The 20,591-nt window shown below is 59.0% G+C and carries 20 protein-coding genes and 1 pseudogene; 16 read left to right on the top strand and 5 right to left on the bottom strand.

Features of this window, described 5'->3' with window-relative positions; translation table 11 throughout:
* Nucleotides 1–145 precede the first annotated feature (145 nt).
* From AACY52_RS02560 to AACY52_RS02545, 4 genes are all read left to right on the top strand, one after another.
* The gene (locus AACY52_RS02560; protein ID WP_339416037.1) at nucleotides 146–1,114 is read left to right on the top strand and encodes a DMT family transporter; all 969 of its coding nucleotides are present in this window, start codon (nucleotides 146–148) and stop codon (nucleotides 1,112–1,114) included.
* A 142-nt stretch (nucleotides 1,115–1,256) separates the two neighbouring features.
* Nucleotides 1,257–2,594 (top strand): MFS transporter, encoded by a 1,338-nt coding sequence (locus AACY52_RS02555; RefSeq protein ID WP_339416035.1) that lies wholly within the window; start codon nucleotides 1,257–1,259, stop codon nucleotides 2,592–2,594.
* A gap of 222 nt (nucleotides 2,595–2,816) precedes the next feature.
* A complete protein-coding gene (locus AACY52_RS02550; RefSeq protein WP_339427553.1) occupies nucleotides 2,817–3,269 on the top strand; it encodes a thiol-disulfide oxidoreductase DCC family protein in 453 nt (150 codons plus the stop codon).
* Nucleotides 3,266–3,670 (top strand): DoxX-like family protein, encoded by a 405-nt coding sequence (locus AACY52_RS02545; RefSeq protein WP_339427554.1) that lies wholly within the window; start codon nucleotides 3,266–3,268, stop codon nucleotides 3,668–3,670. Before AACY52_RS02550 ends, AACY52_RS02545 begins: the two co-directional genes overlap by 4 nt.
* On the opposite strand, the gene AACY52_RS02540 is transcribed toward AACY52_RS02545, so the two are convergent.
* The gene (locus tag AACY52_RS02540; protein WP_339427555.1) at nucleotides 3,582–4,742 is read right to left on the bottom strand and encodes a saccharopine dehydrogenase NADP-binding domain-containing protein; all 1,161 of its coding nucleotides are present in this window, start codon (nucleotides 4,740–4,742) and stop codon (nucleotides 3,582–3,584) included. The genes AACY52_RS02545 and AACY52_RS02540 overlap by 89 nt on opposite strands.
* Nucleotides 4,743–4,814: 72 nt before the next feature.
* Nucleotides 4,815–5,582 carry an NAD(P)-binding domain-containing protein gene (locus tag AACY52_RS02535; protein ID WP_339560222.1) on the bottom strand — a complete coding sequence of 256 codons (768 nt, stop codon included), beginning with the start codon at nucleotides 5,580–5,582 and terminating at the stop codon, nucleotides 4,815–4,817.
* A gap of 163 nt (nucleotides 5,583–5,745) precedes the next feature.
* Between AACY52_RS02535 and AACY52_RS02530 the strand changes: the two genes are divergently transcribed.
* The 6 genes from AACY52_RS02530 to AACY52_RS02505 all read left to right on the top strand — a co-directional run bounded on the left by AACY52_RS02530 (nucleotide 5,746) and on the right by AACY52_RS02505 (nucleotide 9,049).
* A complete protein-coding gene (locus AACY52_RS02530) occupies nucleotides 5,746–6,108 on the top strand; it encodes a VOC family protein (protein WP_339416027.1) in 363 nt (120 codons plus the stop codon).
* Nucleotides 6,109–6,136: 28 nt separating this feature from the next.
* A complete protein-coding gene (locus AACY52_RS02525) occupies nucleotides 6,137–6,568 on the top strand; it encodes a VOC family protein (RefSeq protein WP_339560221.1) in 432 nt (143 codons plus the stop codon).
* 94 nt (nucleotides 6,569–6,662) lie between these two features.
* A complete protein-coding gene (locus AACY52_RS02520) occupies nucleotides 6,663–7,001 on the top strand; it encodes a hypothetical protein (protein ID WP_339456074.1) in 339 nt (112 codons plus the stop codon).
* A gap of 84 nt (nucleotides 7,002–7,085) precedes the next feature.
* On the top strand, nucleotides 7,086–7,628 hold the full coding sequence (locus tag AACY52_RS02515) for an AAA family ATPase (protein WP_339416025.1): 543 nt from the start codon (nucleotides 7,086–7,088) through the stop codon (nucleotides 7,626–7,628).
* A 109-nt stretch (nucleotides 7,629–7,737) separates the two neighbouring features.
* Nucleotides 7,738–8,229 carry a GNAT family N-acetyltransferase gene (locus AACY52_RS02510; RefSeq protein WP_339439115.1) on the top strand — a complete coding sequence of 164 codons (492 nt, stop codon included), beginning with the start codon at nucleotides 7,738–7,740 and terminating at the stop codon, nucleotides 8,227–8,229.
* 199 nt (nucleotides 8,230–8,428) lie between these two features.
* Nucleotides 8,429–9,049: a LysE family translocator gene (locus AACY52_RS02505; protein ID WP_339416022.1), complete on the top strand. Its 621-nt coding sequence runs from the start codon at nucleotides 8,429–8,431 to the stop codon at nucleotides 9,047–9,049.
* A 111-nt stretch (nucleotides 9,050–9,160) separates the two neighbouring features.
* Here the strand turns inward: AACY52_RS02505 and AACY52_RS02500 are convergent, their stop codons facing one another.
* Complete coding sequence (locus AACY52_RS02500; protein WP_339436565.1) at nucleotides 9,161–10,057, bottom strand: SGNH/GDSL hydrolase family protein; 897 nt, start codon at nucleotides 10,055–10,057, stop codon at nucleotides 9,161–9,163.
* Between the two features lie 206 nt (nucleotides 10,058–10,263).
* Here AACY52_RS02500 and AACY52_RS02495 point away from each other — a divergent pair, with 206 nt between their 5' ends.
* The 3 genes and pseudogenes from AACY52_RS02495 to AACY52_RS02485 form a co-directional block, all read left to right on the top strand.
* Entirely contained in the window at nucleotides 10,264–11,655 is a 1,392-nt protein-coding gene (locus tag AACY52_RS02495; protein ID WP_339439111.1) for a hypothetical protein, read from the top strand.
* Between the two features lie 292 nt (nucleotides 11,656–11,947).
* Nucleotides 11,948–12,811 (top strand): 4-hydroxy-tetrahydrodipicolinate synthase, encoded by an 864-nt coding sequence (gene dapA, locus AACY52_RS02490; protein ID WP_339416018.1) that lies wholly within the window; start codon nucleotides 11,948–11,950, stop codon nucleotides 12,809–12,811.
* 116 nt (nucleotides 12,812–12,927) lie between these two features.
* Nucleotides 12,928–13,156: pseudogene (locus AACY52_RS02485) on the top strand (hypothetical protein); the annotation flags it as partial.
* Nucleotides 13,157–13,273: 117 nt separating this feature from the next.
* Here the strand turns inward: AACY52_RS02485 and AACY52_RS02480 are convergent.
* Complete coding sequence (locus tag AACY52_RS02480) at nucleotides 13,274–15,472, bottom strand: OsmC domain/YcaO domain-containing protein (protein WP_339416017.1); 2,199 nt, start codon at nucleotides 15,470–15,472, stop codon at nucleotides 13,274–13,276.
* Between the two features lie 237 nt (nucleotides 15,473–15,709).
* Here AACY52_RS02480 and AACY52_RS02475 point away from each other — a divergent pair, with 237 nt between their 5' ends.
* The 3 genes from AACY52_RS02475 (at nucleotide 15,710) to AACY52_RS02465 (ending at nucleotide 18,520) form a co-directional block, all read left to right on the top strand.
* The gene (locus AACY52_RS02475; RefSeq protein ID WP_370468007.1) at nucleotides 15,710–17,200 is read left to right on the top strand and encodes a PAS domain-containing methyl-accepting chemotaxis protein; all 1,491 of its coding nucleotides are present in this window, start codon (nucleotides 15,710–15,712) and stop codon (nucleotides 17,198–17,200) included.
* 39 nt (nucleotides 17,201–17,239) lie between these two features.
* A complete protein-coding gene (locus AACY52_RS02470) occupies nucleotides 17,240–17,737 on the top strand; it encodes a hypothetical protein (RefSeq protein WP_339439108.1) in 498 nt (165 codons plus the stop codon).
* A 126-nt stretch (nucleotides 17,738–17,863) separates the two neighbouring features.
* On the top strand, nucleotides 17,864–18,520 hold the full coding sequence (locus tag AACY52_RS02465; RefSeq protein WP_339416014.1) for a Suppressor of fused protein (SUFU): 657 nt from the start codon (nucleotides 17,864–17,866) through the stop codon (nucleotides 18,518–18,520).
* Nucleotides 18,521–18,525: 5 nt separating this feature from the next.
* On the opposite strand, the gene AACY52_RS02460 is transcribed toward AACY52_RS02465, so the two are convergent.
* Complete coding sequence (locus AACY52_RS02460; RefSeq protein WP_339456089.1) at nucleotides 18,526–20,154, bottom strand: methyl-accepting chemotaxis protein; 1,629 nt, start codon at nucleotides 20,152–20,154, stop codon at nucleotides 18,526–18,528.
* Nucleotides 20,155–20,591 lie beyond the last annotated feature (437 nt).

Below are 20,591 nucleotides of genomic sequence, written 5' to 3'. Positions count from 1 at the left end.
GGCAAAGCCAAAGCCTGAACTCACTATTTAAACGGCCTCCTTGCCCCTTCGCGCCAAACAGGCTACAACTCCCACCACCCAGTTGTACGACAACCTAAAAATAAATAGCCATCCACGACGATGGCGTCCATTGCTCGAGTTCCCCATGACTGCCCCTGCCCAAGCCACACCCGCCCTATTCTCCCGCCCCATCGCCGTGTTGATTCTGCTCTGCATGGGTTGCGCCTTCGCAGGCAACCACATCGCCGCTCGCGTAGCTTTTGATGACGGCGCCGGGGTGTTGCTGGCCATTGTGCTGCGCTCGGGCGGCACTTTGTTGGTACTGGCCGCGTTAGTGCTGTGGCAGCGTCAAAGCCTGCGCCTGCCGCCCGGTGCATGGCGTTGGCAAGTACTGCTGGGCCTACTTATTGCGGCGCAAAGCCTGTGCCTGTATTCCGCCGTAGCCCGCGTACCCGTAGCGGTGGCGCTGTTGGTGGGCAATGTTTTCCCTATTTTGCTGGCGCTGCTCACCTGGGCATTTGGCGGCCCAAGACCCACTGCTCGCACCGCCTTGCTGATGGGCTTGATTCTGGTGGGGCTGGTGTTTGTCCTCGACGTACCAGGCCGCCTCTCAAGCAATACAGACATCGGCCCGCACTGGCTACTCGGCATAACCCTCGCCTTCTGCGCCGCGTTTGTATTCGCCTGCGCGCTGTGGATCACCGATCACAAGTTGTCCCAGGTACGTGGTTCCGTGCGCAGCCTGCTGACGATCTTTATCGTGTTCAGCAGCGTCAACCTGGCCGGCCTGAGCGGTGCCCTTCCAGGCGGCCTGAACTTGCCGGCAACGGGTACCGGTTGGCTGGCACTCGCGACGCTGGTCGTGCTCTATGGCACCGGTTTTATCGTGCTGTTCATTTCCGTCCCCCGACTGGATATGCCGCGCAATGCGCCAGTGATGAACATCGAGCCGCTGGCGACGCTGCTGATGGGCTGGATCGTGCTCGATCAAATGCTCAGCGCCGGGCAGTTGGCCGGCGGTGTCATCGTGGTGACGGGGATTGTGCTGCTGACTTATCGCCGATCACCTCGGCCTGCGCGCGAGCCACACTCATCCAGCCCCGCCCATCGATAGCCCGTCGCCTCACCTGGCCCAATTCCTGCCTCCATAAGCCCATAGAGTCGCTACTGACTACGCGGACGACTCTTTTGGGCCCCGCGGCCCAACCGCCTCCCCCGATAATCGATCATCCCCGATCATTCCGAGGCCCTCCCCCATGACGAGCCCATCCACCGAACAGGTCAGCCCCCAAACCCTGCGAAAGGTCATCATCGCCGCCGGCATTGGTAACTTCGTCGAGTGGTTTGACTTTGCCGTCTACGGCTTCCTCGCCACCACCATCGCCCAACAATTTTTCCCCAGCGGCAACGCCAGCGCCGCGCTGCTGAAAACCTTCGCCGTATTCGCCGTTGCCTTCGCTTTCCGGCCCTTGGGCGGAATTTTCTTCGGCATGCTCGGTGATCGGATTGGCCGCAAACGCACGCTGGCCATGACAATCCTGCTGATGGCAGGCGCCACCACCTTGATCGGCCTGCTCCCTACGTACGCGGCCATCGGCGTCGCGGCGCCGATTCTTTTGTCGCTGATCCGTTGCGCCCAAGGTTTCTCAGCCGGGGGCGAATACGCCGGAGCCTGTGCCTACCTGATGGAGCACGCGCCCAGTGACAAACGCGCCTGGTACGGCAGCTTCGTACCGGTCTCGACGTTTTCCGCCTTCGCCGCCGCAGCTGTGGTGGCTTACGCCCTTGAGACGTCATTATCCGTCGAGGCGATGGGCAGTTGGGGCTGGCGCCTGCCGTTCCTGATAGCCGCACCGCTGGGCCTGGTAGGGCTTTACTTGCGCTGGAAGCTGGATGAGACGCCAGCCTTCCAGGCCGTTAAGCAAGAGCACGCAGTCGCCCACTCCCCGCTCAAGGAAACCTTGCGCAACCATGGTGCGGCGATCTGCTGCCTGGGCGCGTTTGTGTCGCTGACGGCGCTGTCGTTTTATATGTTCACCACCTACTTCGCGACGTACCTGCAAGTGGCGGGTGGGCTGACTCGGGCGGCGGCGTTGCTGGTGTCGCTGATTGCGTTGATCTTCGCGGCGGCGATCTGCCCGCTGGCGGGGTTGTATTCAGATCGAGTCGGGCGCCGGGTCACGGTGATGACGGCGTGTGCCTTGCTGATCGTGGTGGTGTTTCCGTCGTTCCTGATGGCCAGTTCGGGTTCGTTTGCGGCGTCTATTGTCGGGGTGATGTTGCTGGCGGTGGGCGCAGTTTTGTGTGGCGTGGTCACGGCGGCGTTGCTGTCGGAGACTTTTCCGACGCGCACGCGGTACACCGCCTCGGCGATCACTTACAACGTGGCTTATACGATCTTCGGCGGAACCGCGCCGCTGATGGCGACATGGCTGATCAGCACTACGGGGAGCAATCTGTCACCGGCGTTTTATCTGATTGCCGTGGCGTTGCTGGCACTGGCGGGCGGGTTGGCGCTGCCGGAGACATCGAGGATTTCGTTGCATGACGTGGGGTCGGAGGAGAAGGACGCGGCGCCTTTGCTTTCGCGTTAGGTTCAAGAACAACGGCGCGGAGCTGCGAAAGCGGTGTGTCAGGCGACGAAGAGGTTGGCACTACCGCCGCCTTCGCAGCTCCGCCGGGGCTCGACGGCTCCCACCCTTGATCGGCGTCGCAGCTAAAATTTCGCTAGCCGCTACAACCGAAATCCAACCAACACGATTCGCGCTGAACACGGGTATGATCCAGCCTAAGCCCGCCCGATTGGACCCTCGCTCATGCCCGCATCCCAAACTCGCCCTTCTCCAGCACCTTTGCTGAACCCTGGCGAAACGGTCGTGTTGTTCGACGGTGTGTGCAAGCTGTGCAACGGTTGGGCCAGGTTCCTGATTCGTCATGACCACCCGCGCCGTATTCGATTGGCGGCAGTGCAATCCCCCGAGGGGCAGGCGTTGCTGGCCTGGGCGGGATTGCCACTGGATCAGTTCGACACCCTGGCGGTAATTCGCGACCACCACTATTGGGTGCGTTCGGACGCGGTGTTCGAAATCATCGCGCAACTGCCTGCCGTGTGGCGTCCAATTCTGCTGTTGCGCGGCATCCCGCGGGGGCTTCGGGATTGGGCTTACGATCGCATCGCACGCAATCGCTATCGGCTCTTCGGCAAGTACAACACCTGCCTGTTACCGGATCCCGATCATGAGCAGCGTTTTTTGAAGAGACCGTTATGAACGCCCTGGTGCGCATCAACTGGATCGCCCGAGGCGGCCTGGCGTTTATGTTCGCCTATCAGGGGCTGGTGCCGAAGCTGTTGTGGCTGAGCGACGGCGAGCGGACGATGTTTCAGGCGCACGGGATCGAGCAGGTGCAGTTATTCGCAACGCTGGCGGGGGTTGGCGAGATTGCGCTGGCGTTATGGATCGTGCTTTCACCACGCAATCCCTGGCCGATCGCGGTGGCGGCGACGACACTGATTGGGTTGCTGGTGGATGTGGCGGTGGTCAGCCCGGCGCTGCTAAGGGAGGCGTTTAACCCTATGTCACTTAACGTGGCCGGGCTGGCGCTGTGTGCAGTGGCTTGGAATATCCGTCTGAAAAACGCACAGCCAGGCTCAGGTTCGCCGGATCGTTGATGGCCGCCATGTATTCGTCGACGCTTATCTCACCGACGCACGGCCGCGCGCCGGGTTCGGGTACATAGCCCTGGGCGAGTTTGATAGCCAGCGCAACGGCGGCGCAGCTGGGAATTTCCGGGCCTTTGTCGTTCAAGGCTGTCAGTTGCACCGCCAGTGCCAACGGTTGACCCTCGGCACCCAGGCCCCGCACATCGATGTACATTGCACTTTTGCCATCACCCAAACGTTCGAACCAGGTACCCAGCCGATGCAGCCGTGCGGCCCAGGTGGCAGGGTCACGCACAATCCCCAGCCGCCGTGCCTGGGCCAGCAAGTAGTTGGCGACGCCTCCCAGTTTGAGTCCCGCGCCCGCCTTGAAGCTCAAGGTATGGGCACCATAGCGGCTGGCGAAAATATCCATGTCGGGCACGTCCACATTAGCCAGCACCCGTGTGCCTAGCTGTGGCAGCCTGCGCAGCGTCAGGTCTTGCCAGCCCAACACTTCATGCACCTGGCCGTTCCTGAGCTGCTTGATCGGCTTGCCCGCATAGGCGAGCACACCTTCGACTGTCGACAAGCCCGGCATCTTGGCCGAAGAGGAAATGCCATGCTCGATCGAGTCGATGCGCGTGAAGCGATACCGGTACTGATCGATGATCGCCGACGAGAGCGTCGGCACTGAACTGCAACCCGTGAGAATGGCGACGCCCGCCTGCTTGGCCTGTGCATCCAGCACGTCCACGCCATTGACGAACGTGCGGCAGTCAGACAGGTCACAGTAGTTCACGCCCGCCTCGATGCAACTCAGGGCGACGGCATAGGACTGCCCCTGAAACGGGCCACCGGTATGGACCACCAACCCGATGTTCTGAGACTGCAGGACGCCAGCGAAACCGGCCCCCATGGCATCGCCGCACCAGCCTTCGCACACATTGCCCGACTGTGCGTTCAACTCATCAAGTTTGCGTTGCAACTTATGGGGATCACGCCCCGAGAGCACCAGTTCAATGCCCGGCGCTACGGCCAAATGCCGGCATACAATGCTGCCGAAGTTACCGTAGCCACCGATCACCATCACCCTGAGTGCCATTCCATTCTTCCCTGAACAATTAATCGTGCGCGGCTGAGGCGGCTAAAGATACTCGATTTCTTGAGCGCCCCACTACGAACCTTTATGCAGACGGTTGAGCACTGCTTCAAACGCCTCTCTCCATGCCGGCGTCGCGCCGTTATTCCTGAGTACCTCCAACCCAGCCGCAGTAAAAGTCCCTGGCGTAGCAATGGCGCCACCCAACGCTTGCAGGCTGGCCTGCGGCGTGTGCCGGGCGCTGGCCAGGCAGTCTTGCATGTTGCCCATCACAAGCTGCGCAGCCTGCTCTTTCAACAAGCCCTTATCGGTAAACCATTGCTGCAGATCGCTCAGGAAGAAGTAGAACCAACCATTCATGCAAGCCGCAACGGTGGCCAGTTCGAACGCAGCTTCGTCGTCGAGCACTATCAACGAACCCAGCGTACCCAGCAGCGTTTCATGAGGCTCACCGCCTGGCGTGACCACCACCGTGGACTGATTGATCTGGGCCGCATAGGAGAGCATTGCGCGCACGGAATACGTCTGTGGGAAGCAGCGTTGTAACTCGCTGCGCTTCAAACCGGCCACCAACGACACCAGCGTTTGCTGGGGTTTGAGCTGTATTTCATTGGACAGCTGCTCGACCACCTCCGGGCGCACACCAAGGAATAAGAGGTCCGCCTCATCAACGACCTGTTGATTGTCGGCCATCACCTCACACGCGCACTGACGGCTGAGTTGCTGTGCACGTTCGTGATTGCGCGGAGAAAGCAGCACTCGCCCGTTAAACCCGCCACGGCGCAGCCCGATCACAACCTTCTCCGTCAGCTCACCCACACCCAGGATTCCAAGCTTCAGCACTGTGCTTTCTCCCTTATTTCAAGCCGATAATGGCGCAGGTTCGAAGCATCATAGGCAGATTTGGCGAACCCGGTTTCGCCCAGTGTAAAAGCTCAAGCGACACTCATGAAGGTGTGCGAGTACGTTACACTCGCTGGCTTAAACAGCAGCCATGGAGGCAAGCATGAGTGTTCGCGGTCAAGATCGGCAAATCGACAACATCGAGTTCAATGTGGGCGACATTGCCCGCAGCAAAGCGTTCTACGCCAGCGCGTTTGGCTGGACATTCGTCGACTACGGCCCTACCTACACTGAATTCAGCGATGGCCGCCTTACCGGTGGCTTCACCACCGGCGAACCGGTTCGACCGGGTGGTCCTTTAATCATTTTGTACACCGACGACCTCGATGCCGCGCAGCAGCGGCTCAAGGCCCTGGGCGCTGTAATTACCCGCGCGACATTTTCGTTCCCCGGTGGAAGCCGGTTCCATTTCACCGATCCTGATGGTTATGAACTGGCTGTCTGGAGTGTTCAACCTCACCGCTGAATAAGCCTAATGAAATGGAAGTCACCTGATGTTCGAACGTAGCAAACTGGTTCCAGAGTTAATGGTCACTGACCTGGAAAGCAGCCTGGCCTTTTGGGTGTCCTGCCTGGGATTTGAAGTGGTTTATCAACGCCCAGAAGACGGGTTCGCTTACCTCGACCTGAACGGTGCGCAAGTCATGCTTGAGCAGGCCGCCCCGGATGCAGGCCAATGGCTGACTGCCCCGTTGAGTAAGCCGTTTGGAAGAGGCATCAACCTGCAGATTGACGTTGTGGCTGTGGCCGCCATCATCCAGAAACTGGGTCAGGCTGGATTTCCACTCTTTCGAGCATGCAAAGACACCTGGTATCGGGCGAACAACGTAGAAGTCGGCCAGCGCGAATTCATCGTCCAGGATCCCGATGGCTATCTTGTAAGGTTGGTCGAACGTTTGGGTGAACGGCCGGCGGGTTCAGCTTGAAGCAGGCACAGGCGAGCGTCCGCTCAGCCGCACATGCCAGGTGGGCGAATAAGCACCCTTCATAGTAGGGTGGCGGCCACCAACCATCATCGGCATGCCCGCCAGCAAGGCGAACAAAGCCATCAACCAATCGCCCAAGGTGTTTGACGAGCATGTCATCCCGGCAGGTAAACCCTTCATTGCCGGGTTCGCCATGGGCGGCTCGCAAATGTCCTGCTTTCCCGCACCCGTCACGCTCATCCCCGAGCCTGGCAAGGACTATGAAATGGAACTTCAAATGTTGAAAATCAGCACGTTCAAGGCCGGTTGCGTGATTGCCCTGCGCCAACTCTCGGCGCAGGGCGATACCACCGTTGAAACGCCGCTGAGACCGCAGGTGTGTGCCCAGATGCCGTCGGGATGGTACACCGTCAGCCCAGCACCTTTGCCCTGAAATACCAGAGCAGGACGGCATAGTCGGCCTGCTTATCGGGTAGCTCCCTGAGCTCGAAAACAGCGTGTATTCATGGAGGAAAAAATGCGGATTTACATCACAGGTGCTTCGTGTGCGGGCGTGACGACTTTGGGTCAGAACCTCGCCACGCGGCTTGATGTAAGGCAGGTCGATGTCGATGATTATTACTGGCTGCCCACAGACCCTCCCTTCACGACCAAGCGGCCTCCCGCTGATCGCGTGTCATTGATGCAGCAAGCACTCGGTAAAGACGATTGGGTGTTGAGCGGTTCATGCATGGGCTGGGGAGATGCGCTCATCGCTGATGCGGAGCTGATTGTCTTCGTTGTCACACCTACACCCGTTCGCCTTGAACGGCTGGCCGCACGTGAGAAGGAGCACTTTGGCGGTCGGATAGCGCCAGGTGGTGACATGTATCAGATACATGAGGCTTTTCGGGAATGGGCTTCGCAGTATGATGATCCGAACTTTTCAGGACGCAACCGAGCGTGGCACGAGGCGTGGTTATCCCGGCAGGCGGTCTCGGTGTTACGGGTTGACGGGATGAGCAGTGCAGAACAGATGGCGGAGGATGTCGTGCAGGCGGTGTCGCGCATATCGCGATAGCTTGACGCTCTGAATCCGTTAACCCACATTGCCCCATCCACCGTTGGGACTTTTCAAGCAAGCTTTCTATGAGAGCTGATTCTATTGAATAGAAACTGGAGCACTCGGTATGCAATTTCAGCCTGCAACTACGGATATCCCTTTAGTTACTCTTGTTGGAACTGAACCCGGTGATTTCGAAACACTTGTCGCTATTCGGATTGAAGCCATGCGTGAAAGCCTTGAGCGCATTGGTCGCTTCGATCCTGTGCGGGCCCGCGAACGTTTTCGCGAAGGTTTTTCTTCCGAGTCCACTCGCTGCATTGAAGTTTCCGGCGAGCGAGTAGGTTTCGTCGTCATCAAGCCGCTTATCGACGGATTATTGCTTGATCATCTGTACATCAAGCCGAGCGCACAAGGCGCGGGCATAGGTTCCGTTGTCCTCAGTCAAATCTGTGTGGAAGCGGATGCCGCAGGAATGGCATTGCGGGTAGGGGCTCTCAGAGAAAGCGAGTCAAATCGTTTTTATACGCGTCATGGCTTCCAGTTTGTCGAAAGTACCGAATTCGACAACTACTATGTTCGTCACCCTGGCCAAGGCAACTCGGCGGCCGAGATCTGAGCCAGACCCACCTGACCTGATGGATGGCATCGGTCAACGTCTGCGTGCCGAGGTGTCAACTACCGAAGAGACACCGGCAAGCCATAGCTAAGTTGATCCGCGCGCGTTGGCGTCATCGCAGACTCAACGCGCGCATTGTCCAACCGCTTCCTCCCCCCTTATCCTCACACCTCCCCGCCCACGCGATCCCGGAGCCGCCATGGACCTCGCCACCCTCGCCTTTTTCCTCCCCGCCTGCTTCGCCTTGAACATGGCGCCCGGCCCGAACAACTTGCTGTCTGTGAGCAACGCCACGCGCTACGGCTACCGCACTTCGTGCCTGGCGGGTATCGGTCGGCTGCTGGCCTTTGCTGGGATGATCGCCCTCGCCTCGGCGGGTTTGGCGGTGGTGCTGCAAACGTCGGAGTTGTTGTTTTATGGGATCAAGATTCTGGGGGCGGCGTATCTGTTTTATCTGGCGTATCAGTTGTGGCGGGCGAATCCCGAGGCAGAGGCTGAGTCGACTACGGCTAGTGTGGGATTGTGGGCGTTGGCGCGTCAGGAGTTTTTAGTGGCGGCGGGCAATCCGAAAGCCATCTTGATCTTCACCGCGTTCCTGCCGCAATTCGTCGTGCGCGGCGAGCCGATCACTCCGCAATTCGCCCTCCTGGGGGTGATGTTCCTGGTGCTGGAATGGATAGCCATCAGTGCCTACGCCTATATGGGCCTGCATATGCGGCGCTGGTTTGCCGAGCCTCGGGGCAAGCGGATGTTTAATCGGGGCTGCGCGGGGTTGCTGTCAGCGGCGGCGACGGTGTTGTTGATGGCGCGCAGGGCTTAAATCACCTTAAATTTTCCGTGGAGTCCGACCATGAACCGCAAAAATACCCTTTGTCTCTGGTACAACGGCACCGCCCTTCATCGCCGCGATTGAAGCGGCGGTGGCCGCAGGTTAAGGCAGCACCTCAAGCATCGCCTTGGCCGCCAGCACATGGACTGTGCGGGTGGGGTGCCATTCGTCCCAGTAATAGTGGGCGTCGGGGTTGGTGCACAGCGGTTTCACTTCTGGGTAGGTGGCTTGGCACGGCGTGTCCATGTCCTTGAAGCCGTTGGCGGCGGGATTGGCGCGCAGTTTGTCGCTGAAGGCCAAGTGGTCGAAATAGCTGACCTTTGCCGCGCCGATCTGCGCCAGCGCCGCCGGGAGTTTTTGCGCCAGCAACTGCTGGTATTTCTTCGCATTGTCGACCTGGTTGCCCTGCACCACGGCGGGTACATGGCTGAGGTCGGTAGTCCCAACTACCATCACGTGCCTGGCGCCCGCCGCTACCAATTGCTCGGTGGCACTGCGAATGTTGGCCAGGCTGGATTCACTCAGCGCTTCAATGGTTTCAGGATGGGAGAAATCGGCCCATTCGAAAAAATCGTTGGCCGAGATGAAGATGAAATACAGCGCCTTGGGGTCGGCTTTGTGCGACTTGGCGGCCTGCAAGTGCTCGGCGACCTGGCCCAGGACCCCCGTATCCTGGGACGGCATCATCCACGTGTAGTAGTTGCCGTGGCCACTTTTGGCCCCCCCTACCGCGTAGTCGGTCAGGGGTATGTTCAGTGCGTCGGCCAAGCCTTCGACGGCGGTCGGGCCATTGCTCCAGCGTCCCTTCCAATACAGCGGGCCTGGCAGCGCTTGGGCATCCTTGACCTTTTGCGTTGCGAGTCGAGTGGTGAGCGCTTCGCCCGCGCCATTGTCGGAATAGCTGTCGCCAAAGGCATACAGATGATCGTAGCTCGTGGCGCCCAAGGCGATCGAGGCAGATAGGGTCAGCAGAGCAGCCAGGCACGCGCGTCGTATCATCGAAGTTCTCCCAGAATGTTTGGATAGACTAGCGGCCCGCTGCAAATGCAGTAAAACGATTGCGACCCGCACCTATCCGGCTGCGGCCATGCAAGCGCTGTACAGATGCCGTTTGGCTCGTTAGGCTTTCGCGCTGTAACATCCGGCTACAGATGCAGCGCTTCCCGCCGTTACCCTTAAACCCGAATGGACTCAACGAGGCTCTCGTGCGCTTTATCACTCCTCTTTTGCTGATCGGTGGCATCGCCACCCTGGCCGGCTGTGCCAACCAGAAAACCCAAGTCGACCGCATGCTCGCCGACACTCTCGCCCAGCCCCTGGTTGAAAACAGCATCGTGCGCGAAGGTGACCTGCTCAGCTTCGAGCTGCTGATGCCGGACGGCCTGAGTGGTCTGCGACGCACCATGCAATTCGAGGCGGCCTGTTCATCGCCGCAACTGCATTTGCTGTACCTGGACGGCTCGCAACGGGTCTACCCCGCCAGTGCAGGCCGCTACAGCGCGGCGCGCAAATTATCGCCGCAATTGCGCGCGACCTTGGCCGCCAACCAGACATTCGTGCGCGCCTGTGCCGAAACGCCTAAGCCGGACTGGCGCCTGATGCAGAGCAACGAGCGTGGCAACCAGGTATTGATCGACGCCAACAGCATCAAGACCGTGAATGGCGAAACACGCTTCTGGGCTGCTTTCGACGAGCCAGCGGTGCTCAACGATATGCCCTACAACGCCCCCTATGCGCAGAAACGCGAGCACTTCGCGGTGTCGTGCACGGACGGTACCTATAAGGCGCTGGCCGGCTACGACATGGACGCCGACAACCGCGTCAGTGATGGCCGCGTCGACAGTTTCCCAACGCCACAGAAAATCGCCGGCAGCAATGCCGACTATGTGCAGTTGTTCAATAAGGTGTGCGTCAACCCGCAGAAGATTGCCGCGCTGCCGGCGTTCAAACCACGCCTGAAGGCGCCGGTGACCATCGCACTGACCTCGGTACAACCTCAAGTGCTGGCCGCAATCACGCCGTTGAACCTGGACAAGCCCGCCCGTGCCTTCAAATACGTGCACATGACCGGCACGTCGACCTTTAAGGGCAAGACCACCAACAGCCAGAGTACGGACTTCATCAGCCAGGATGCGGCAAGCGGACAACTGGCCATCGCCACCCGCGGGCAAGGCTATGAAAGCCACACGGTGAGCTGGCGCAACCTCATCCCGCTGGTGGCGAAACACACCTACAGTTCCTCGGGCATGGCAGAAAGCGAAACGCTGACGCAGTTGAGCTTCACCGGCAACTGGAAATCCCTGCCGGTGGGCGACACCGTGATTTATCAAACAACGCGCTCCAGCCTCAATAGCCTCATTGGCAGCCGCACCAAAGTCCAGATTACCCGCTGCGTAGTTGAACGCGAACTGCAGGCCAGCGAGCTCAACCCTGGCCTGCTCGGGGCGGCCAAGGCCCTTAAGTGCAGCTTCGATAACGATGAATACAACCGGGTGAACCACCTGTACTACCTGACCGACTACGCCTACTTCTACGAGTCGAGCACGGACAAGAACGCGTTCTACTATTCCGACACGCGTATCGATAAATTCGAATAAACGCCGTTGACACACTCTGCAATATTCCATAAAGATGGAGGCCTTATTCAGGGTGTGTCAGCCAATGTCAGCACTGTCCTTCGTTAACCTTTCCGCCACTGGCTCCATTGCCAAGGCGCAAGGTTGCGTTGCGCACGCCCTCAAATCGAAGAAACAGTCGCTCATGTGACCGGGGCGCGCTGTCCCGTCAGATGAGCTGACAGGGCATTGAGCGCGACGGTCTTCCTCCCTTGCACAATTCCCTCTGCCCTTCTGACGGTGACTCAAGCGGTCAATCATCAGGAGAAAGTGCATGTCATCGTTTCAAGGTATCTGGGTCCCCGTGGTCACGCCGTTCCATGACGGTGCCATCGACTTTATCGGCCTGCGCCGGCTGGTCAGCCACCTGCTGGAAAAGCACGTGGCCGGGATCATGGTATGCACCACCACCGGGGAAGCCGCATCGCTGAGCCGCCAGGAACAACTCGCAGTGCTGGATGCGGTGTTGCAGTTGGTGCCGGCGCACCGCGTAGTCATGGGCTTGGCAGGCAATAACCAGATCGAGTTACTGCAATTCCAGCGTGAAATCCTGCAACGGCCGATCGCCGGTTTGCTGGTGCCGGCGCCGAGTTACATCCGCCCGTCCCAGGCCGGCCTGGTGGCCTTCTTCCACTCAGTGGCCGATGCGTCCAGCGTGCCGATCATTCTCTATGACATTCCCTATCGCACCGGCGCAACCTTCGAGCAGGCCACCTTGCTGACTATCGTCACCCACCCGCGGATCGTCGCGATCAAGGACTGCGGCGGCAACCTGGGCAATACCCTGGCGCTGCTGGCCAGCGGTGAGGTGGATGTGTTGTGTGGGGAAGATGTGCAGATGTTCAACGCGCTGTGCCTCGGCGCGACCGGGGCGATTGCGGCCTCGGCACATAGACGGACTGAAGAGTTTGTGGCTTTGTGCCAGCAGGTGCGGGACAACCAACTGGCCGAGGCGCGGGCGACGTTCTTTGGGTTGCTGCCACTGATCAACACGATGTTCATGGAGCCCAACCCGGCACCGGTTAAAGCGGCGCTGGCCTTGCAGGGCTTGATCGGCAGCGAGTTGCGGGCGCCGATGCAAGCGGCCGGGGCTGACGTGATAGCACGCTTGCAGCAGCTGCAGAACCTGGCCGGCTGATGCGCCAAAAACAGGCAGCCAGCGGAGCGTCCGGTTGCGACCGGACCGATCCCGGCCTATCGTCGAACGCAGGCTGTGCCTCTTGCTGTCCAACCCCTCCGTATCCCGGTGACGACATGCTCGCGCTACCGCGCCCCGCTGTCCTCGAGCTTATCGGCAACACGCCGCTGGTTCGGGTCAGCGGGTTCGACAAGGTGCGCCAACGCAGCGCCGGGCACCGCTTCAGCTTTGTCGACCTGGGTGATTTTTCGGCGTTTGAGGCCAGCTTGCAGGACGACACGCGCAGGGTCTGTGTCGAGACCCAACCCCCTGCTGAGCCTCACCGACCTTACCCGGGCCTGGCGTCCCATCCGCAGCGTGAGCTGGCACGAAAACAGATGCGTGGGTTTGGCGCAGGCCCTGGCAAAAATCTAACAGCAGAAACCGATCACATGTGGGAGCTGGCTCCCACAGGCGTTTGCGTCAGGCTGAGGTGATGTTGGCCCGCGCCGAATGCAGCTTCTTGTAACTCTCGATTAGGCGCTGATGCCGCTCCAACCCTTCCAGCTTCATACTGGTCGGCGTCAGGCCATAGAACCGCACATCGCCCTTCACCGAACCAATCACCGCGTCCATCCGCTCGTTGCCAAACATGCGGCGGAAGTTGGCTTCGTAATCCGCCCGTTCCAGGTCGTCGTCCAGTTCCATCTCCAGCACCGCATTCATCGCTTGATAGAACAGGCCACGCTCAGCGGTGTTGTCGTTGTACTGCAGGAACATCTCCACGCACTCTTTGGCTTCCTCGTGTTGCTGCAAGGCGAGGAAGATCAGCAGTTTCAACTCCAGAATGGTCAACTGACCCCAGGCGGTGTTGTCGTCGAACTCGATGCCGATAAGGGTGGTGATATCGGTGTAGTCGTCCAGCTCGCTTTCGATCAGACGCTCGACCAACGCGTGCAGCTCTTCCTCATTGAGGCTGTGCAGGTTGAGGATATCCGCGCGGAAAAACAGCGCCTTATTGGTGTTGTCCCAGATCAGGTCATCCACCGGGTAGATTTCCGAGTAGTCCGGCACCAGGATGCGGCACGCGGTGGCGCCGAGGTGTTCGTACACCGCCATGTAGGTTTCTTTACCCATGCCTTCAAGGATGCCGAACAGCGTCGCGGCTTCCTGGGCATTCGAGTCTTCGCCCTCGCCGGAGAAATCCCACTCAACGAACTCGTAGTCCGACTGGGCACTGAAGAAGCGCCACGACACTACGCCGCTGGAGTCGATGAAGTGCTCGACGAAGTTGTTCGGCTCGGTCACCGCCTGGCCTTCGAAGGTCGGCTGCGGCAGATCATTCAGACCCTCGAAACTGCGGCCTTGCAGCAGTTCGGTGAGGCTGCGTTCCAGTGCCACTTCCAGGCTCGGGTGCGCGCCGAAGGAGGCGAAGACGCCGCCGGTGCGTGGGTTCATCAGGGTCACGCACATCACCGGGAATTCACCGCCCAGGGACGCATCTTTCACCAATACCGGGAAACCTTGGGCTTCGAGTCCCTGGATACCGGCGAGGATGCCAGGGTACTTGGCCAGCACCTCGGCCGGTACGTCCGGCAAGGCGAACTCACCTTCGATGATTTCACGCTTCACCGCGCGCTCGAAAATCTCCGACAAGCATTGCACCTGGGCTTCGGCCAAGGTGTTGCCGGCACTCATACCGTTGCTGAGGTAAAGGTTTTCGATCAGGTTGGACGGGAAGTACACCACCTCACCGTCGGACTGGCGCACGAATGGCAGCGAAACAATCCCGCGCGCTTCGTTGCCGGAGTTGGTATCGAACAGGTGCGAGCCACGCAGTTCGCCATCGCGGTTGTAAACCTTGAGGCAGTAAGCGTCGAGGATTTCGCTTGGCAGCGCGTCCTTGGGACCTGGCTGGAACCAACGCTCATCCGGGTAATGCACGAACGCTGCATTCGCCAGCTCTTCACCCCAGAACTGGTCGTTGTAGAAGAAGTTGCAGTTGAGCCGCTCGATAAACTCGCCCAACGCCGACGCCAAGGCGCCCTCTTTGGTCGCCCCCTTGCCGTTGGTGAAGCACATCGGCGAATGCGCATCGCGAATGTGCAGCGACCAGACGTTGGGCACGATATTGCGCCACGAAGCGATTTCGATCTTCATGCCCAAGCCGGCGAGAATGCCGGACATGTTGGCGATGGTCTGCTCCAGTGGCAGGTCTTTGCCGGCGATGTAGGTGCCGCCCTCGGCCTTAGAGCCTGGCATTAACAACGCCTGGGCATCAGCGTCCAGGTTCTCGACTTCTTCGATGACGAACTCAGGCCCGGCCTGCACCACTTTTTTAACCGTGCAACGGTCGATGGAGCGCAGGATGCCCTGGCGGTCCTTGTCGGAGATATCCGCCGGCAACTCGACCTGGATCTTGAAGATCTGGTTGTAGCGGTTTTCCGGGTCGACGATGTTGTTCTGCGACAGGCGAATATTGTCCGTGGGGATATTGCGTGTTTCGCAGTACAACTTGACGAAGTACGCCGCGCATAACGCCGACGACGCCAGGAAGTAATCGAACGGCCCCGGTGCCGAGCCATCGCCTTTGTAGCGAATGGGCTGGTCGGCAATCACCGTGAAGTCATCGAACTTGGCTTCAAGCCGGAGGTTGTCGAGAAAGTTGACCTTGATTTCCATGGGGGCACACCAGAATAACGGCTAAACAAAAATGGCCGCCATTATGAGGGGTTTCATCCGCAAGTTTCAGGCTTTTGACCAGTGGCTGGCGAATTAGCCAACGTGTATTAACCTTTTTGCAGTTGGCGCCGATGGCCTGAAGGCAACCAGGGAGTAGTCTGAATGCGCAATAACCAGCCTGTAACACAACGCGAGATTTCCCTCGCGCCGCAACAAAAACTCATCTCCGCCACGGATGTGCGCGGCGTCATCACTTACTGTAACGACGCCTTTGTCGAGATCAGCGGCTTTGAACGCGCCGACCTGATCGGCGCTCCGCAGAACATCGTACGTCACCCTGATGTGCCCCCCGCGGTTTTTGCGCACATGTGGAGTGCGCTCAAACAAGGCCAGCCGTGGATGGGCATCGTCAAGAATCGCTCGAAAAATGGTGACCACTATTGGGTCAACGCTTATGTCACGGCGATTTTTGAAAACAATAAGGTTGTCGGCTTCGAGTCAGTGCGGGTCAAGCCCAGCGACGACGAAATCCGCCGGGCCCAGGCCCTGTATCAGCGTATCAGCCGGGGCAAACCGGGCGTGCCACGCCAGGATGCCTGGCTGCCGGCCGCCGTCAGCTGCGTGCCTTACGTGGCAACCGGACTGGCTGGCAGCCTCGCTGGATTATTCCTCAGCGCACCGCTGGCCATTGCGGTGGCCGTCGCCGTCGCCGTGCCGGTCGGTATGCTTTGCTCACGCTGGCGCCAAGGCAGCACCTTGCGCCTGTTGCAAGGTGTCGAACCCTCGACTTCGGATGCGTTGATCGCGCAGATGTACAGCGACGCCCGGGGGCCACAGGCACGCTTGGAAACAGCGTTCCTCAGCCAGAGCGCGCGCCTGAAAACCTGCCTCACCCGCCTGCAGGACAGCGCTGAACAACTAAGTGCCCTGGCCGGGCAATCCGATCAGTTGGCCACTGCCAGTTCCAAGGGCCTGGACCGCCAGCGTGTCGAAACCGAACAAGTCTCCGCCGCCGTCAACCAGATGGCCGCGACCACTCAAGAAGTCGCCAGCCACGTACAGCGCACTGCGGATGCCACCCAGCAAGCCAACGTGCTGACCGGACGCGGTCGTGAGGTGGCGCGGGATACCCGTGAAGCCATCGAGCGCCTGTCCACTGTCGTCGCCGAGACTGGCGTCACCGTGGCGCAATTGGCCCGGGACAGCGACGAAATCGGCAGCGTGGTGGATGTGATCAAAGGCATCGCCGACCAGACCAACCTGCTGGCGCTCAACGCGGCTATCGAAGCGGCCCGCGCGGGTGAAATGGGCCGCGGCTTTGCCGTAGTCGCCGACGAAGTGCGCCAACTGGCGCAACGCACCTCCCAATCCACCACCCAGATCCACGGGCTGATTACCCAGTTGCAGGTGTCCTCCAACAACGCCGTGAACAGCATGGCAAACGGTCAACGCCAAGCGCAGGAAGGCGTCGCTTGGGTGCTCGAAGCTGACCAGGCTCTGGTAGGCATCAGCGAAGCGGTGTCCCATATCACCGACATGACCACCCAGATCGCCGCCGCCACCGAAGAACAGAGCGCGGTCGCCGAGGAGATCAGCCGCAACATCACCACCATCGCCGAACTGGCTGACCAGACCTCGATACAAGCCCATCAATCCACTGACCTGAGCAAGGAGCTCACGAGTACCGCATCCACCCAATATGCGTTGGTTGAGCGGTTCAATCGCTGATCAGCAGTCATCCAGCACCCGTCATCGAAACGACGACGGGTGCCCGCCGCAGACGATCAACCCTTCGTACCCGATGGTCCCCCCCTGACCTCTCGCCGCGGCAGCCAATCCCCTCCGGATGACGAGTGGCTCAACCTAGAGCTGGAATATGTCGACGACGACGGTAAAGTCAGGAAAGGCCATGCTTACTTTGTTGGTACCAATCCGACGTGGAGCTTCTACGACTACATCAGCGCAACCGCGTCCAACGGTCCGAAAGCCAAGTTCAAGAAAGTCTCCAACGATGGCAACTTCTTAGTCCTTGAGACTCAGGACGGCAACTCTCTGTCCTGCCGAGCGGCCCCTCGCTGGTGGGTTTACCGCTCCTCGGCCTACCCGTTAGGCTGGGAGATTGTTGACGGGAAGTTGTACACCAACTATCACGACGGCGCCGTAGGTACAGTTCACCAGCGTAATGGTGCACCGGATGCCTATTACTTGCGCGTGAATGGTGGAAATACGCTGACAAACTGCAAATGGGTCAAGGCCGACAATTGACCGCTCTGTAGCCGGCAAAGGTGCCCGTTTACCGGTCACCTTTGCCGGCGTCAACGTTCCCCCTCACCGGCCGCCTGCCACCCCGCATGGGCGTGCGTGAGTTGATGCCTGACCACGCTCAGCTCGGTGGAAAAAGGGTTCTCCGGCCGCCCGCAAACCGCCAACCTCAACGCACGCCTCGCCAGCGCGGAATGCCTGGACCAGCACTGGCAGTCCGTGGGCACCGTCGAAAAAGACGTCCTCGCCTACCTGATCAGCCCAAGCCTCACCGGCGGCCCCTACTGGCCCTCCACCCGTCAGGCCTATCGCGTGGTGCGCCGAGACCACAGCATCGTGCTGGCAACCGACGGTTTGTCCGACCCCTTCGACGACGCCGAAGGCCTGGGCAATGGCTTCGAAATGGAGCTGTTCCTGGAAACCGCCGACATCCCTGAAAACGCCGAAGGCACACTCGGCGACGTCGACCCACTGCGCCACAGTTGGGCATTCGAACTGCTCGAACACGTCGCCAACGCTGGCGGCATCACCCAGCAACTGGAGAGCCACGGCGTACTCTCCCTGGAACTGCCCGGTTTCAGCCAATCGCACTTGATGAGCGATCAACTGCCCCACTTGTTTGTCACCACTGACGACGCCGCCGGCGTACTGCTCGGCGGCCCAGCTCCAGACTTCCCTACCCGCCTCGACGACATGCCGCTGTCCCCGGTACAACGGGTGCCGGTGGTGCTGATCACGGCTGCGGAGTTGGAGTATGTGCGTGCCGGTGGGCGCGCGGCGCACTAGCCCCCCTACATATGAAACTGCTTCACGAGCCTATTCAATTCGACCGCGAGTTTGGTCAGTTCAGACGTTGCAATAGCGGTCTGACTTGAACCCTCTGAAGCTTGACTTGATAGATCTCGGATGCTGATCAGGCTGCGATCCACCTCCCTGGCAACCTGAGCCTGCTCTTCCGATGCAGTTGCGATCAAAACATTGCGCTCGGTGATATTATCGATAGAGTCGGTGATTTCCACCAAAGCAGTACCGGCGCCTTGAGCTGTGTCAAGCGTTCTCTGAGCTTGGGCGTTGGTGTGGGTCATTGCCGAAACAGCCGCTCCAGTGCCTTTCTGAATCGAGCTGATCATCTGTTCAATCTCACTGGTCGACTGCTGCGTACGATGAGCCAAAGCCCTTACTTCATCCGCCACTACCGCGAAGCCTCGACCTGCCTCACCGGCACGAGCAGCTTCGATAGCAGCATTCAATGCAAGAAGATTGGTCTGCTCGGCGATAGCCCGTATCACATCCAGAACCTTGCTGATGTCGGTCGCCATCACGGCGAGCCCTTGTACTTCTTGGGAAGCGTCTTCAACATTTGCGACCATTAAGCTGATGGCCTGAACGGTTTCATCTACGCGTGCACGACCTGCCAATGCGGCGGAGTTGGATCGATTGGCTGCTTCGGAGGCTGCTGAGGCATTTCTAGCCACTTCCTCTACGGCTGCGCTCATCTCGGTGACGGCAGTAGCGGCCATCTCGACCTCGTTATTTTGGCGCAGCATGCCTTTATTAGCATCCTCAGTGACGGCATGCATTTCTTCAGAAGTAGACGCTAACTGGCTGGACGAATCAGATATCAAAGAAAGCGTATTTCGCAGCCCCTGTTGCATGGCCTTCAAAGCCTGCATGAGCCTGGCAACTTCGTCGCTTCCTTGCACCTCAATGACCTCGCTGAGATCGTTTTTGGCAATACGCTCAGCGATGGCCAGTGACTGGCTGACCGGGCTAGTCACGCTGCGGGTATACATCAGAGCGAGAGTAATGGCAGCCAATGTGCCGACCAAGATAAAGCACCCAACAATAATTTTGGCCTGGTCGTAGATGAGCGTAGCTTCCTCGCCTGCTTTTTTAGCTTTGTTGGTGTTCAGTTCAATAAGTTTCTTTATATCCCGCTCCACAGTGTCTGCCGATTGCTTCATTGCTTCGTTAGACAATTTCACAGCGTCATCAAGACTGCCAGAAGAAATAAATGACAGGTATTGATCTTGTACTTTTTGGTAAGCGGCATAGCGTTGAGACAATTCACCGAAAACCTGTTTTCCCCTAGCGGTGACTATGTACGGCTCAAGCGTCGAAAGTGTTTCTTGGACGCTTGCTTGGGCTTTCCTTACGTCCTCAAGTGCTTCTGTTTTACGATTTTCTGGCTCGACAGGATTACGCAACCGCGCGTTGCTGCCTCTAATACTTATAAAATCCCGGTCAATCGTTCCCAGCAAAGAGATGCTAGGCACTACGTTGGTTTCTACGAACTTTTCAGAAGCGTTCAAACTTGCCATCTGCTTAAGGGCGATGAGCCCCAACGCAATAATCACTAGGCAAAATAACCCGAAGCACAGGGCCGAGCGTGGAGCGAGATTGAGCTTGCGCAGAAACATAGGAAAACCTCTCTTCGTTTTATCTCTCTCGACGCTTCTGAACAGACCTGAAGCGCCGCTCGTCGCCCACATGAAAACAGTCCATAAACGCGAGCGTTCAAAGAAAAAAAACATGTATCTAAATGTTATGATTGTTAGTTCAGAGCCTCAAGTCGAAGGCTAACTAAGCTAAGTATGGTCTGAAGTAGCCGCCTATTTTTCGGCGACTGAGCCATCGGCGCTTTCAAAAAACGACAGCCGTTCAAAATCGGTCAAATCTGCCGACTGTTTCATTTTTTTGCTGCTGCGAGTGCCTCCTAGCAGCCATTTCCCCCACCACGCAGTGCACCAGCCCTGACTCATCAATGACACCAATGTGAGCTTTGGCACCGGCCTTACTTTTTCAGCATGAGCGTTGGACGGCCGAAGGTTTGGAAAAAGCTGACGCGGTGACGTAG

The sequence above is a fragment of the Pseudomonas sp. EA_65y_Pfl1_P113 genome (assembly GCF_963970525.1).
Classification (GTDB): Bacteria; Pseudomonadota; Gammaproteobacteria; order Pseudomonadales; family Pseudomonadaceae; genus Aquipseudomonas; species Aquipseudomonas tritici.
This window is presented reverse-complemented; position numbering and strand designations above follow the sequence as displayed.

What these genes read in the sequence shown, in the direction of transcription:
- AACY52_RS02550 (WP_339427553.1), top strand. Translation starts at nt 2,817, where the DNA reads ATGCCCGCATCCCAAACTCGCCCTTCTCCAGCACCTTTGCTGAACCCT.
- AACY52_RS02545 (WP_339427554.1), top strand. Translation starts at nt 3,266, where the DNA reads ATGAACGCCCTGGTGCGCATCAACTGGATCGCCCGAGGCGGCCTGGCG.
- AACY52_RS02505 (WP_339416022.1), top strand. Translation starts at nt 8,429, where the DNA reads ATGGACCTCGCCACCCTCGCCTTTTTCCTCCCCGCCTGCTTCGCCTTG.
- AACY52_RS02555 (WP_339416035.1), top strand. Translation starts at nt 1,257, where the DNA reads ATGACGAGCCCATCCACCGAACAGGTCAGCCCCCAAACCCTGCGAAAG.
- AACY52_RS02530 (WP_339416027.1), top strand. Translation starts at nt 5,746, where the DNA reads ATGAGTGTTCGCGGTCAAGATCGGCAAATCGACAACATCGAGTTCAAT.
- AACY52_RS02515 (WP_339416025.1), top strand. Translation starts at nt 7,086, where the DNA reads ATGCGGATTTACATCACAGGTGCTTCGTGTGCGGGCGTGACGACTTTG.
- AACY52_RS02500 (WP_339436565.1), bottom strand. Translation starts at nt 10,057, where the DNA reads ATGATACGACGCGCGTGCCTGGCTGCTCTGCTGACCCTATCTGCCTCG.
- AACY52_RS02510 (WP_339439115.1), top strand. Translation starts at nt 7,738, where the DNA reads ATGCAATTTCAGCCTGCAACTACGGATATCCCTTTAGTTACTCTTGTT.
- AACY52_RS02520 (WP_339456074.1), top strand. Translation starts at nt 6,663, where the DNA reads ATGCCCGCCAGCAAGGCGAACAAAGCCATCAACCAATCGCCCAAGGTG.
- AACY52_RS02525 (WP_339560221.1), top strand. Translation starts at nt 6,137, where the DNA reads ATGTTCGAACGTAGCAAACTGGTTCCAGAGTTAATGGTCACTGACCTG.
- AACY52_RS02540 (WP_339427555.1), bottom strand. Translation starts at nt 4,742, where the DNA reads ATGGCACTCAGGGTGATGGTGATCGGTGGCTACGGTAACTTCGGCAGC.
- AACY52_RS02460 (WP_339456089.1), bottom strand. Translation starts at nt 20,154, where the DNA reads ATGTTTCTGCGCAAGCTCAATCTCGCTCCACGCTCGGCCCTGTGCTTC.
- AACY52_RS02480 (WP_339416017.1), bottom strand. Translation starts at nt 15,472, where the DNA reads ATGGAAATCAAGGTCAACTTTCTCGACAACCTCCGGCTTGAAGCCAAG.
- dapA (WP_339416018.1), top strand. Translation starts at nt 11,948, where the DNA reads ATGTCATCGTTTCAAGGTATCTGGGTCCCCGTGGTCACGCCGTTCCAT.
- AACY52_RS02560 (WP_339416037.1), top strand. Translation starts at nt 146, where the DNA reads ATGACTGCCCCTGCCCAAGCCACACCCGCCCTATTCTCCCGCCCCATC.